The sequence below is a fragment of the Pseudomonas viridiflava genome (assembly GCF_900602065.1).
Taxonomy (GTDB): domain Bacteria; phylum Pseudomonadota; class Gammaproteobacteria; order Pseudomonadales; family Pseudomonadaceae; genus Aquipseudomonas.
On the sequence record NZ_UWFN01000386.1, the window covers coordinates 26,124 to 38,713 of the forward strand.

General features: G+C 57.0%; 11 protein-coding genes. 2 read left to right on the forward strand and 9 right to left on the reverse strand.

The features are described 5' to 3' along the window. Positions 1–43: 43 nt before the first annotated feature. Both EE949_RS29180 and EE949_RS29185 read right to left on the reverse strand, forming a co-directional pair. The gene (locus EE949_RS29180) at positions 44–1,807 is read right to left on the reverse strand and encodes a bifunctional diguanylate cyclase/phosphodiesterase (RefSeq protein ID WP_122667443.1); all 1,764 of its coding nucleotides are present in this window, start codon (positions 1,805–1,807) and stop codon (positions 44–46) included. Between the two features lie 270 nt (positions 1,808–2,077). Beyond that, the gene (locus EE949_RS29185) at positions 2,078–4,159 is read right to left on the reverse strand and encodes a carboxy terminal-processing peptidase (RefSeq protein WP_205504995.1); all 2,082 of its coding nucleotides are present in this window, start codon (positions 4,157–4,159) and stop codon (positions 2,078–2,080) included. Positions 4,160–4,301: 142 nt separating this feature from the next. Between EE949_RS29185 and EE949_RS29190 the strand changes: the two genes are divergently transcribed. Further along, positions 4,302–5,264 (forward strand): NAD(P)H-quinone oxidoreductase, encoded by a 963-nt coding sequence (locus tag EE949_RS29190; protein ID WP_122667445.1) that lies wholly within the window; start codon positions 4,302–4,304, stop codon positions 5,262–5,264. 148 nt (positions 5,265–5,412) lie between these two features. On the opposite strand, the gene EE949_RS29195 is transcribed toward EE949_RS29190, so the two are convergent. The 6 genes from EE949_RS29195 to EE949_RS29220 all read right to left on the reverse strand — a co-directional run bounded on the left by EE949_RS29195 (position 5,413) and on the right by EE949_RS29220 (position 10,827). After that, positions 5,413–6,066, reverse strand: a complete 654-nt coding sequence (locus tag EE949_RS29195) for an HAD family hydrolase (RefSeq protein WP_122667446.1) — start codon at positions 6,064–6,066, stop codon at positions 5,413–5,415. Between the two features lie 185 nt (positions 6,067–6,251). Next, positions 6,252–7,241, reverse strand: coding sequence for an ABC transporter ATP-binding protein (locus EE949_RS29200; protein ID WP_122667447.1), 990 nt, complete (start codon positions 7,239–7,241; stop codon positions 6,252–6,254). Between the two features lies 1 nt (position 7,242). Continuing rightward, a complete protein-coding gene (locus EE949_RS29205) occupies positions 7,243–8,040 on the reverse strand; it encodes an ABC transporter permease (RefSeq protein WP_122667448.1) in 798 nt (265 codons plus the stop codon). Continuing rightward, the gene (locus tag EE949_RS29210) at positions 8,027–8,869 is read right to left on the reverse strand and encodes an ABC transporter permease (RefSeq protein ID WP_122667449.1); all 843 of its coding nucleotides are present in this window, start codon (positions 8,867–8,869) and stop codon (positions 8,027–8,029) included. The genes EE949_RS29205 and EE949_RS29210 overlap by 14 nt, the downstream gene beginning before the upstream one ends. Then, the gene (locus tag EE949_RS29215) at positions 8,866–9,672 is read right to left on the reverse strand and encodes an alkaline phosphatase family protein (RefSeq protein WP_122667450.1); all 807 of its coding nucleotides are present in this window, start codon (positions 9,670–9,672) and stop codon (positions 8,866–8,868) included. Before EE949_RS29215 ends, EE949_RS29210 begins: the two co-directional genes overlap by 4 nt. Positions 9,673–9,759: 87 nt before the next feature. Beyond that, positions 9,760–10,827 carry an ABC transporter substrate-binding protein gene (locus tag EE949_RS29220; protein WP_122667451.1) on the reverse strand — a complete coding sequence of 356 codons (1,068 nt, stop codon included), beginning with the start codon at positions 10,825–10,827 and terminating at the stop codon, positions 9,760–9,762. A gap of 361 nt (positions 10,828–11,188) precedes the next feature. Here EE949_RS29220 and EE949_RS29225 point away from each other — a divergent pair, with 361 nt between their 5' ends. Continuing rightward, positions 11,189–11,908 (forward strand): UTRA domain-containing protein, encoded by a 720-nt coding sequence (locus tag EE949_RS29225; RefSeq protein ID WP_122667452.1) that lies wholly within the window; start codon positions 11,189–11,191, stop codon positions 11,906–11,908. Positions 11,909–12,057: 149 nt separating this feature from the next. On the opposite strand, the gene EE949_RS29585 is transcribed toward EE949_RS29225, so the two are convergent. Beyond that, positions 12,058–12,222: a hypothetical protein gene (locus EE949_RS29585; protein ID WP_162874425.1), complete on the reverse strand. Its 165-nt coding sequence runs from the start codon at positions 12,220–12,222 to the stop codon at positions 12,058–12,060. Positions 12,223–12,590 lie beyond the last annotated feature (368 nt).

A 12,590-nucleotide genomic window follows, 5' to 3' on the forward strand; every position in this document is an offset into this window, starting at 1 on the left:
GGGGATTGTGCGCAGCCCATCAGCCCATCAGCCCATCAGCCCATCAGCACCCCAACTCCCGCGTATCAATCACATGTACGCTCGCGCCAATGATGTCTTTGGCGTGATGCTTGGCTTCCGAGGCGAGTTCGGCCAGCTGGCTGGCGTCCAGGTCGGCGCATGACTCGGGGTGCAGATGAATCACACCGATGGACAGTGACAGCAGCGGGAATTCCTGACGCTGCCCTTGTCGATTGGACGCGATGAAGCAGCCTGCCTCAAGGTGCTCGGCGCGATAGAAGCGTCGACATTGATTCTGAAAGTCCTCCAGCAGCAGATTAAGGCGTTTCTGCCAGTCTTCGGAGCCGAGCACCATCAGGAAGTCGTCGCCGCCAATATGGCCGACGAAGTCCTGACTGGGGTCGATACGGTCATTCAGGCACTGCGCGAGACACAGTAAAACCTCATCACCCCGACCGTAACCGTAGATGTCGTTGAAAGGCTTGAAGCTGTCGATGTCCACATAGCAGATCATCGATTCGCGCCCCTGTTGCAGCAAGCGCGTCAGACACTGCTGGATCGGCACATTGCCCGGCAGCAACGTTAACGGGTTGGCATAACGCGCCTGCTGGATCTTCAACTCGGTAATCAGCTTGAGGACATCGATCACCCGGCCAAGCCCCAGATAGTTGCCGTTCAAGGTGATGATGAAGTCTTCTTCGATGCGTTGACGGGCCCGACTGGTCAACAAACGACTGACTTTTTGCAGAGACTGGTTCAGTTCGACCGCGAGAAAATCATCGCTCATCAGGCGGCTGATCGGCTTGCGGGCGAATAACTCGGTGCCAAAGGGTTTGAGCAGCACCTCGGACAGCGAATGCCGGTGCACGATACCGCACGGTCGGCCCTGATCATCCACCACCGCCATGGAGTTCAACGCTGCCTGTTTGCGAAAGGCTTCCAGCACTGCTGCGGTCGGGGTGCTCTGCTCAACGGCGGGTTGTTCACTGAGTAGGGCGCTCAAATCGCTGCCTTCGTCTGCCAGGGTGGGGGTCGCCAGTGCGTCCAGCTTGGGTAGCAAAGTGCGTGCGTCGCGAGGCGGTTGTTCCTGTGGGCGACACAGCAGGTAGCCCTGCACCAGCTCCACACCCATTTCACTCAGTACCGCGAGCTCTTCCGGCAATTCGATACCTTCGGCGATGACCGAGGCGCGTGAAGCTTTGGCCATTTGTAGCATCGAGCCGACAAACTCACGTTTGACGGCATCCTGGTGAATGCCGTCGATGAAATGGCGATCGATCTTCACGTAGTCGGGGCGCAGTTCTGACCACAAACGCAGGCTGGAATAGCCGGCACCCAGATCGTCCATGGCAATGGAAAACCCCATGTCTCGATAGTGGTGCAGGGCGGTGTATAGAAGCTCGAAGTCTTCTGTGGGCGTTTGCTCGGTCAGTTCGATCACGACCTTGCTCGGCGCGATGTCGTAGCGTTGCAACAACTCTAGTGTCCGGCCAGGCGGGTGTGCAGCCTCCAGCAAGGATTCGGGAGAGATGTTGAGAAACAGCTTGCCCTCCAGCTTTTGCTCGCTGAACCGGCGACAGGCGCTTTCCCGGCACGCCATTTCCAGCTCGCTTAGCCGTCCGGCGTGGCGGGCTACGGCGAACAGGCTGACGGGGGAGTGCAGGATACTGTTGGACGGGCCGCGGGTGAGCGCTTCGTAACCCAGGATGCGACGTTCCGTCAGCGACACGATTGGCTGGAACAGGCTGTGCAAATCACTTCGAGCAAGAATCGAGCTCAATGCGCTCAGCTGTTCTGTCATGGTCATGGCAATCTCGGGGCAAGAAAAAAGGGGTTAAGCGCTGATGCGCTTAACCCCCTTATTTCACGACAGATTCATGACTGTTTGATGACGATTGCTATCAAATAGCCATTTCGATCCGTGACCGTGTACGCAGAAAATATTTCACCAAACACCTATTTCCGTGGGAGCGAATTCATTCGCGAAAGCGTCCTGCAAGGCAATGATGGTTTGCCTGCTATGCCAATTCGCGAATGAATTCGCTCCCACACTGCATACCCTATATCACCGGGCTGCCTACTTCTTGGCAACCGAAGCACTCAAGCCCAGATAGTCGATCAGGATGCGACCGGTCTCGGACAGGTACGCGTCGTCTTCCGGCTTGGTCTTGTCGTCGTCCATTGGCAGGGCATCTTCGTCTTCTTTCTTCAGCTCTTTAAGCGGCTCTTCACCTTTGGCTTTACGACGGGCGTTTTCCAGTGCCAGTTGCTTGCCTTCGATAGCTGCATGTTCGGCGCGACGGTCCACTTCGTTGAGGCTGACGGTTTTCTCGTTCATCAATTGCTTGGCCAGAGCCAGGCGGTTTTCGATGAACACGAACTCTGCGTCTTTCGCCGAACGGGTTTCATGTCGCGTCTGGAGCTGAGCCAGGAATGGTTTGAACGGATCAATGGCCGGCTTGATCGCCGGTTTGATGCTGTCCCAAGGCATCGCCTCAGGCAGCGCGCTCTCGCCGATTTCCTTGGTATCGATGATCGACGGATAAGTAATGTCCGGCACGACGCCCTGATGCTGGGTGCTCTGCCCGGAAACCCGATAGAACTTGGCCAGGGTCAGTTTCAGCTCACCATGGTTGAGCGGCTGAATGGTCTGCACGGTGCCTTTGCCGAAGGTCTGGCCACCGATGATCAACGCACGGTGATAGTCCTGCATGGCACCGGCGAAAATCTCCGAGGCCGAGGCGGACAGGCGGTTGACCAGCAAAGCCATCGGGCCTTTGTAGAAGGCGCCGGTGTCTTCGTCTTCAAGTACATCGACCTTGCCGTCGGCATTACGCACCAGCACGGTCGGGCCCTTGTCGATGAACAGGCTGGTCAGCTCGGTCGCTTCCTGCAGTGAGCCGCCACCGTTGTTGCGCAGATCCAGGACCACGCCGTCGACCTTCTCGGCCTGCAGTTCGGTCAGCAGTTTCTTCACGTCACGGGTAGTGCTCTTGTACTGCGGATCACCGGCGCGATACGCCTTGAAGTCCAGATAGAACGCAGGGATGTCGATCACGCCAAGTTTGTAATCACGACCATCCTGTTTCAGGTGCAGGATCGACTTCTTGGCAGCCTGCTCTTCCAGCTTCACCGCTTCACGAGTGATGGCAACGATTTTGGTGGTCTGGTCGTTAGGTGCATTGCTGGCCGGAATCACTTCCAGACGCACGACTGAGCCTTTCGGACCGCGAATCAGTTTGACGACTTCATCCAGACGCCAGCCGATCACGTCGACCATCTCTTTGTCACCCTGGGCGACGGCGACGATCTTGTCTGCTGGCGCAACCTGTTTGGTTTTTGCCGCAGGACCCGCCGGTACCAAGCGCACGATCTTCACGTTGTCATTGTCGCTCTGCAACACAGCGCCGATGCCTTCCAGCGACAGGCTCATGTTGATGTCGAAGTTTTCCGCGCTGTCGGGAGACAGGTAGTTGGTGTGCGGATCGTAAGACATGGCGAAGGTGTTGATGTACGCCTGGAAGATGTCTTCAGCACGCGTCTGGCTCAGACGTGCCAATTGATTCTTGTAGCGCTTGGTCAGCGTTTCCTGAATCTTCGACGGGTCTTTACCGGCAATCTTCAGGCGCAGGACTTCGTCTTTGACACGCTTGCGCCACAGGTCATCCAGCTCGGCCTCATTCTTCGGCCAGGCGGCGTCCTTGCGATCCACCAGCAAGCTTTCCTTGGCGGTGAAATCAAGCTTGTCGACACCTTTGTTCAGTTCGGCCAGGGCGAAATCCAGACGCGACTTGATGCGATCCAGATAGCGCTTGTAGATGGTGAAACCGGGATTCAGGTCGCCGCTTTTCAGGAAATCGTCAAACTGGGTACGCCACTTGTCGAATTCGGTGATGTCGCTGGCGAGAAAATAGCTGCGCGCCGGGTCCAGAAGCTTGAGATAGCTTTCATAGATGATCACCGAACGTTTGTCGTCCAGTGGCGGCTTGCTGTAATGGTGCCGTTTGAGCAGCTCAACCACGTTGAGACTGGCAATCACTTCATCGCGATCAGGCTGAAGGTTATCCCAGCTGTTGGCGGCGAAGGAGCTGGCGGACATCGGCAAAATGCTGAGACCCACAACCAGCGCGAGGGCGGTACTTGGTAAGAAATGCTTCATGCTGATTCGACGCGGGGACAATTGATAACGCATATTAGGCCGTCTTTGGAAGTCGCCGGTTCCGTCGGATCCGGTCGCATAATGCAAGAAAGCCCGTGCTGCTTCAGCTTCGGGCTCAGTCCAGACTCACTATGGAGGCACTGTGAAGGCATTGCAAGGCGTTGAAGGTCGTGTGGAATGGGTCGATGAGCCAAGTCCGGCTCTTGATGTAGGGCAAGTTCGTATCAAAGTTGCCGCTGCGGGTTTGAATCGGGCTGATTTATTACAGCGTGCGGGGCTCTATCCGCCACCACCGGGGGCTAGCGAAATTCTCGGAATGGAATGTTCCGGGGTGATCGCCGAAGTGGGGCCAGGTGCGTCCTGGCAAGTCGGCGACAGAGTCTGTGCGCTGCTGGCGGGCGGGGCGATGGCTGAAGAAGCGGTGGTTGATGGACGACACGTTTTGCCGGTCCCTGAAGGCCTGTCACTGGCCGAGGCTGCGGCTATTCCTGAAGTCTATGCCACCGCCTGGTTGAACCTGTTTCAGCTCGCCGGACTCAAGCCCGGCGAGAAAGTATTGCTGCACGCCGGTGCAAGTGGAGTTGGTTCAGCTGGCATTCAGCTTTGCAAGGCGTTCGGCAACCCGGTCTGGGTCAGCGTTGGCTCAGCGGACCGCCTGGAATACTGCATCGATCTGGGCGCGCAGGGCGGTGTCGTGCGCAATGAGAGCCTGGACAGCCTGAAAGATTTCGCGCCGTTCGATGTGATTCTTGATCCAGTGGGCGCCAATTACGCTGAGCTGAACGTCAAGCTGCTCAGTGTTGACGGTCGATGGGTGCTGATTGGCTTGATGGGCGGCCGCGAGGCGCAGCTGGACATGGCGCAGATCCTGAGCAAGCGCATCCAGTTGCTGGGATCGACGTTGCGCAGCCGTGATGACACGTTCAAGGCAGATCTGTTGCGTGATCTGGGGCAGCACGTCTGGCCGCTGTTCACCGAAGGCCGCCTCAAACCACAGCTGGCCCGCAGCTACCTGATCCAGGACGCTGAAGCGGCTTACGCCGAGCTGGCGGGCAACAAGGTCAATGGCAAGCTGGTGCTGGTGATTGATGAGAGCCTGGTTTAAAGCCTGAGTCCTAAACCTGTGGGAGCGAATTCATTCGCGAAGCCAGCTGTACAGGCGCTGCAGTTTTGCTGAATGTACCGGCCTCTTCGCGGATGAATCCGCTCCCACAGGGTTGCTGTCCGATCAGGAGATTTGTTGCGAGCCCACGCTACTTCCAGTTGTGAATCGGCCATCCGGCCTTCTGCGCATGCTCCAGCAAGGTCGGGTCCGGATTCACCACATGCGGGTAATCCACCTTGAGCAACAACGGCAGATCATTGCGTGAGTCCGAGTAGAAGCTGGCGCCTTCGAGGTTTTCACCTTCGGCGTCCAGCCACTCCATGAGGCGGGTGATCTTGCCTTCGCGGTAGGTCAGGGTGCCGACGGTCTTGCCGTTGTAAACACCGTGAGCCACGTCCAGATCGATCGCCAGCACTTCATCGATACCGATGCGTTCTGCGATCGGTTTTACCAGATGAACGCCCGACGCTGAAATCACCAGAATCCGGTCACCGGCAGCGCGATGCTCGGCGATGCATTTGGTCGCGTCACTGAAAATGATCGGCTCGATGTAATCCTCGACCCATGGCCCGACCAGATGATCTACTTCTTCGGGAGTACGGCCCAGCATCGGCTCCAGACTGAAGGCCATGTAGTCCTCCATCGCCAGTTTTCCTTCGCTGTAGGCCTGCATCAATTCGTGGTCGCGTTTGATGAATGAGGCTGAGTCAACCCAGCCAAGCCTGGCCATCTGCTCGCTCCACAGGCTGGCGCAGTCCCCGGCGATCAGGGTTTCATCCAGGTCAAAAATTGCTAAAGCCATTGAAAATCTGTCCTCTGAAAATTAACTGAGTGGCGGCGCAATTCCTGTAGGAGCGAGCTTGCTCGCGATAGCATTCTCCATGCTAATGGTTGCTTTACCGAGAAACCGCTATCGCGAGCAAGCTCGCTCCTACAGAGGTATTGGGGCAGGTCATCAATTGTGCCCGATTGATACAACCTCACGCCTCACGCCACCTCACACAACGCCGAAGCATCAATACTCAGCGTCACCCGCGTCCCGTCGGCCAGCAGATCGTCTGCCGAGCGATTGAGCACGTCCACAACCAACTCCACACCGCGGGCCTCGACACGGTAGCGGATCACGTTGCCCAGCAGGCTGTGGCTGCGGATTTGCCCTTCCAGGGCACCGGTCAGGCTGAGCTGAATGGACTCCGGACGAATCGCGATGCGGCTGGTGATCGGACGCTGCATCAAGCGGCTGACGTCTTCGGCTTCGAGCAGGTTGTAGTTGCCGATAAAGCCTGCGGCGAAAACATCCACCGGCGCAGTGTAAAGGGTTTCGGCGTCGCCGCTCTGCACGATACGACCCTGATTCATCAGGAAAATGCGATCTGACATGGTCAGCGCTTCTTCCTGGTCGTGGGTCACGAAGATCGTGGTCAGGCCCAGCTCACGCTGAATCGCACGGATCTGCTCGCGCAAGTGCTTGCGAATCCTGGCATCCAGCGCCGACAACGGTTCATCCAGCAGCAACAGGCGCGGACGGGTTACCAGCGAGCGGGCGAGGGCAACGCGCTGGCACTGGCCGCCGGACATCTGATGCGGATAACGGCTGGCAAAATCAGTCAGTTCCACCAGCTTCAACACTTCGGCAACCCGTTTGTGGGTGTCGTCGGCATTGACCTTCTGCATACGCAGACCGAAGGCGACGTTCTGCTCCACAGTCATGTTGGGGAACAGCGCGTAGCTCTGAAACACCATACCGATATTGCGCTTCTGCGGGGTGATCGGCACCAGATCTACACCATCGAGCACGATACGCCCGCTGTTGACCGAGGTCAGCCCGGCGATGCAGCGCAGCAAGGTCGACTTGCCACAACCGGACGGGCCGAGCAGGGTGACGAATTCGCCGCGTTCGATGGTGCAGTTGATGTCACTGAACACCGCTGTGCTGCCGTAGTTTTTTTGCAGGTTTTCGACGCTGACAAAACTCATATCAGTCTTTGTCCTTATTCAAACGATTGGCGGCCAGGGTCAGCAGCAACACGAAGAGGAAGTAGGAAATCACCAGCGCACTGTTGAAGTGGCCGCTGCTGTTGCGCATGTTGTTCAGGTACACCTGCAAGGTTTCGTAGCGCGTGCCGACCAGCAGGTTGGCAAACACGAACTCGCCGAACAGGAAGGAAAACGACAGCAGCAGGGCGACCATCAAACCTTTGCGCAGGTTGGGCAGCACCACCAGAAACGCTGCCTGCCAAGTGTTGGCGCCGAGCAGTTGCGCGGCGTCCATCAGGTCAGTCAGGTTGATCGCTTGCAGGTTGTTACTGATCGCCCGGTACATGAAGGGCAGGGCGACGGTGAAGTAGCAGCCGATCAGAATCCAGGGCGTGCCAACCATCGCGAACGGGCCTGAACCGTACAGTTGCAGCAAACCCACCGACGATGCCACCGGTGGCACCGCGAAGGGCAACAGGATCAGGATGTTCATCAGCGCATCCAGCCGCGGGAAGTGGTAGTGCACCACAAACAGCAACGGCAGGATCAGCACCACGGAGAGAATCAGCGCGCCCACACAGACCAGTAACGATTGGCCAAACGCAGCGAGGAAGCGCGGATCGCTCCACAGCGCGATGTACCACTTGAACGTCAGCCCGCTGGGCAGAATGCTTGCTGACCAACTGGTAGATATCGAATACAGCAGCGTGCCAAGCAGCGGCAGCAGGAGGATGAAGAACAGCAGATAAACGACCGTGCGGTGATAAAACCGGGCAGGGCCTCTTTCAGCGCGAGACATGGTAGCTCCTCTTCAGCAACCACTGATGAACGACGGTGACCAGTGTCATCAGGCCGACCAGAATCATCGCCAGGGCACTGGCCATGTTTGGATCAAGACTGATATCGCCCGCGACCATGGCCGCAATGCGGATCGGCAGCACGTTGAAGTTGCCCGTGGTCAGGGCATACACCGTGGCGTAAGCGCCCAACGCGTTGGCAAGCAGAATGACAAAGGTGCCAAGCAGGGCGGGAGTCAGTACCGGCAAGCCGATGTAACGCCAGAACTGAAAGCTGCTGGCGCCGAGTAATGACGCTGAATCACGCCAGTCCTGACGCAGGGCGTCGAAGGCCGGGTAAAGCAGCAACACGCCGAGGGGGATCTGGAAGTAGGTGTAGAGGATGATCAACCCGGTTTTCGAATACAGGTTGAAGTCTTCGATGATGCCCGCCTGCTTGAGCATCAAAGTCACTGCTCCGTTGAAGCCCAGCAGGATGATGAAAGCAAAGGCCAGCGGTACGCCGGAGAAGTTGCTGGTCATGTTGGCGAAGGAATTGACGAAGTCCCGCAGGCGCGAATCCACGTTGCGCAGCGAGTAGCTGCCCAGCACCGCAATGATGATGCCGAACAGGCTGGACCAGAAACTGATCTCCAGGCTGAACTGCATGGCCTGGCGGTAGAACCGCGAGTCGAAGGCCTTGATGAAGTTTTCGATGCCCCAGCCCGCTTCGGAGTGCAGACTGTTGATCGCTACCCATCCTAGCGGCGCGATCTGAAAAACGAAGAAGAACAGGGCGAACGGGAGCAGGCAGAGAAGCCCGAGCCATTTGCCGCGATTTTGGGTGCTCACTTGAGAATCTCCCGGCAGAACGGTTTGTCGTGGGGCACACCGAGCAGCTCGCAGACGATGCCGCACAACTCGGTTTGCCTGGGCGTCGCCTCAGGGTTCAGGCTGAACGCATTGCCCAGCACGAACAGCGGCACTTCGCGCTCTTCGGGCAGCAGGCCATTGTGAGAGCGGTCGTTGTTCATGCCGTGGTCGGCGGTGATCAATACCTGATAACCAGCGTCGAGCCAGACTTGCAGGTAATCCGCGATGATGATGTCAACGCTGCGTGCGCTGTTGCGGTATTGCGGGCTGTCGAGGCCGTGCTTGTGCCCGGCGTCGTCGATGTTCATGGGGTGAATCAACAGCAGATTGGGTGCGTGCCTGACCCGCAGACTTTCGGCGTCGGCGAACAGGTGCGAATCGGGGTAATGGTCCGCGTAATAGAAGTGGCCATGCTGAATCGGTAACTCGACGTCATCCGTGTGGCGATCACGTGCGGCATCGAACGGCGTACGGTTGTACAGCTCACTGACCCAGTGATAGGCCGCCGCGGCGGTACTGAGCCCGGCATCGGTGGCGTAGTGGAACATGCTGCGTTGGTTCGATAACCGGGAAACCTGGTTGTGGACGATGCCGCTTTCAATCGGCGGTACGCCCGTCAGGATGCATTCGTAAAGCGGGCGCGAGAGTGCCGGCAATTCGCATTCCAGCTTGTAAAGCGAGGCTCGACCTGCATTGGCGTAAGCCTGCAGATGGCCCATCGCATGTCGGGCCACGTCGTAGTTGAGGCCGTCGAGCACGATGAGGATGACATTGTGTTTCATGAGCCAATCGCTCCGGCCGGGTGTGTCACAGGCTGATACGTGGGTGTAAGGATAAAAAATGGCCTCATCCTTGAGGCCTTTGGTGCATCAGTTCATTTCAACGATGACTTGCTCGTTCCACATTTGCGGCAGCGCTTTGGAGGTCTTCTCCCATGCCGCTGCGTTCTTGATCGGCGTCACGCCTTTGTATTGCTCGTTTGGCAGCAGCTTGGCCTGGACTTCAGCCGGCAAGGTGAGGTGCTCGGCACGAATCGGGCGTGCGTTGCCTTTGGCCAGATTGATCTGCCCGGCGTCGCTGAAGATGTATTCACGGGCCAGCTTGGCGGCGTTAGGGTTCTTCGCGTATTTGTTGATGATGGTGGTGTAGCCGGAAATCACCGAACCGTCGGACGGGATCAGTACCACGTAGTCATCCGGGTTGGTCATCTTGGCCTTGTAGCTCAGGCCGTTGAAGTCCCAGACGATGCCCACTTCAACTTCGCCTTTTTCCATGCTCTGGATGTTCGGGTTATTGAGGGCCAGACGCTTCTGTTTGGCCAGTTCAGTGAACAACTGCAGGCCTGGAGCAATGTTGCTTTCGTCACCTTTCATGGCAATCGCAGCGGCCAGTACACCGTTGGCAGCTTGTGCGGCGGTGCTCACGTCACCCACCGTTACTTTGTATTTGCCGTTCTTCAGGTCAGCCCATTTAGTGGGTACTTCGGAACCGTGCAGCAACTTCTTGTTGACCACGAAGGCGATGGTGCCGGTGTAGGCCAGTGCCCAGTGACCGTCTTTGTCCTTGGCCCAGTCCGGAACCTGATCCCAGGTGCTTGGCTTGTAAGGTTGAGTCACGCCTTTAGCCGCTGCGATAGGGCCGAAGGCCGCCCCGACATCGCCGATGTCAGCGCTGGCGTTGTCTTTTTCCGCATCGAACTTGGCGATTTCCTGGGCCGAGCTCATGTCAGTGTCCATGTGCTTGAGGCCGTACTTGGTCTGCAAATCAGCCCAGGTGTCTTTCCAGTTCGCCCAGTCATCCGGCATGCCAACACTGTTGACTGCGCCTTCAACCTTTGCGGCTGCTTCAAGGGTTTTCAGGTCAACGTCTGCGGCCATGGCCGAAGTGCTGAGGGCGATAGCGGAACCGAGGAGTGATGCCAGCAAAAGGTGTTTCATTCGAAGCTCCTTGTGCACTTCTGAAAGTTCTTTTTAGAAGTGATCGTTGCGGGTTGGTTGGTCTAGGTCAGCAATACCTGAGCCAAGTTAAGCTTTTTCGATGACATTTTTATGTTAGCGAGGTGCCGTGCTCGTCTATGTCGTGGCGGGTTCAGGGGCTGCGGGATAAGCGTAGACCATGATCAAAGCCTTGATCTGGAAGGGCTTCAGAGGTTTTTTGGACGGTGCTGGCATGGTTTGTGATGGGGTTTGTCACGGAGCAGTCATCTACGCTAAGTAGGCTGTTTCTGCGCCCTGGTGGGGGCAATGAGAATAACTCGTGCCCTGTTATGGCGCTGGTCTAGTCCAGAAAGGTAATGTGATGCGCGAAGAAGTGCCCCGTGCGGTGACGACGATTTGCAATGCCCTGCAGGAGCAGATCGAGCATGGTCTGCTGCCGCCCGGTAGCAAATTACCCGCAGAACGTAAGCTGAGCGAAGTGTTTGATACCACGCGTATCACCTTGCGTGAGGCGTTGGTACAGCTCGAAGCGTTGGGGCTTATCTATAGAGAGGAACGGCGCGGGTGGTTTATTTCGCCGCCACGCCTGGCATACGACCTGATGCGCCGTAGCCACTTTCACGCGATGGTCAGTGCTCAGGGGCGAGTCGCTGACACTCAGGTTATCTCTGCGCGTCTGCAACCGGCTTCGGCAAAAATCTGTGAAATGCTGCAGTTGCCTGCGCTGTCCAGCGTGATTCAGATCTGCCGTGCGCGGCGTATTGATCAACGTCTGGTGCTCTATGTAGAGCATTACCTGAACCCGGAATATTTCCCCGGCATCCTTGAGTGCGATCTCAATCAGTCGCTGACCGAGCTGTACGCCAGCCGCTATGACCTGCGTTACGGGCAGGTGCGCTTCGAAATGGTCCCCACCGCGCTGCACGCAGAAGCCTCGGCGGCGCTCAAGGTTTCTCTTGGCAGCCCCGGCTTGCGTATTGCAAGAGTCAACTTCGATCAGAACGGCCGCTTGATCGATTGTGATCTGGAGTACTGGCGGCACGATGCGATCCACGTGAGCGCGGTGGTGCGGGATATTTGAGGTCAGATGAGCCTGGGCTCCGTGGGAGCGAATTTATTCGCGAAAGGGCCGGTACAGACGCTGCATCTTTATCGCCTGAAAGATTGCCTTCCCGAATAAATTCGGTCCCACGGGTTGAGCTTCCACTGAGCTCCACGGTTCTGCTTCGCTCAGGTCAGCTTCTGCAGAATCTTGAACACGACAGTGCCCAGAATCCCGATCATCCCCAGCCAGATCATGAACACGCCGCTGTTGCGCTCTTGGTAGTTGTAGCCAATGCACAACAGCAGCATGCCGGCCAGAACCGGTAGCAGAATCGAGAAAAACGCGTCCATGACGTCCAACCTCCAGAAACTGATGGAGTCAGTCTAGGCGGGTTTGGACGTCATGCGATTGATGTGGGGCAATGCTGGCTCTACAGCAGGTCTCTGATAGGAAAAATAAGAGGTTCCTCATATTAACTTCGCTCTCGCTGTCGGATGAGCGATAGGATTTATAGCGATATAAGACCGCCGTTATATTGCTATTTAATTGAAGCCGATCCAGGTGGCGTTTTAGAGTGCTTTGATTTGGCTGAAACGTTTAACTGTCATTTATGACAGCTGTCGATGTGTCGGTTATATGTTTACAGTAAAAGTTCTGCCATGCAGAAGTTAGGGGGCATTCTGCAGGCTTATTTCTTTTGTGTTTCGGTGGAAACCGA

Coding starts and splice junctions, on each gene's coding strand:
- EE949_RS29180 (WP_122667443.1), bottom strand. CDS start 1,807: ATGACCATGACAGAACAGCTGAGCGCATTGAGCTCGATTCTTGCTCGA.
- EE949_RS29185 (WP_205504995.1), bottom strand. CDS start 4,159: ATGAAGCATTTCTTACCAAGTACCGCCCTCGCGCTGGTTGTGGGTCTC.
- EE949_RS29195 (WP_122667446.1), bottom strand. CDS start 6,066: ATGGCTTTAGCAATTTTTGACCTGGATGAAACCCTGATCGCCGGGGAC.
- EE949_RS29200 (WP_122667447.1), bottom strand. CDS start 7,241: ATGAGTTTTGTCAGCGTCGAAAACCTGCAAAAAAACTACGGCAGCACA.
- EE949_RS29205 (WP_122667448.1), bottom strand. CDS start 8,040: ATGTCTCGCGCTGAAAGAGGCCCTGCCCGGTTTTATCACCGCACGGTC.
- EE949_RS29215 (WP_122667450.1), bottom strand. CDS start 9,672: ATGAAACACAATGTCATCCTCATCGTGCTCGACGGCCTCAACTACGAC.
- EE949_RS29220 (WP_122667451.1), bottom strand. CDS start 10,827: ATGAAACACCTTTTGCTGGCATCACTCCTCGGTTCCGCTATCGCCCTC.
- EE949_RS29225 (WP_122667452.1), top strand. CDS start 11,189: ATGCGCGAAGAAGTGCCCCGTGCGGTGACGACGATTTGCAATGCCCTG.
- EE949_RS29585 (WP_162874425.1), bottom strand. CDS start 12,222: ATGGACGCGTTTTTCTCGATTCTGCTACCGGTTCTGGCCGGCATGCTG.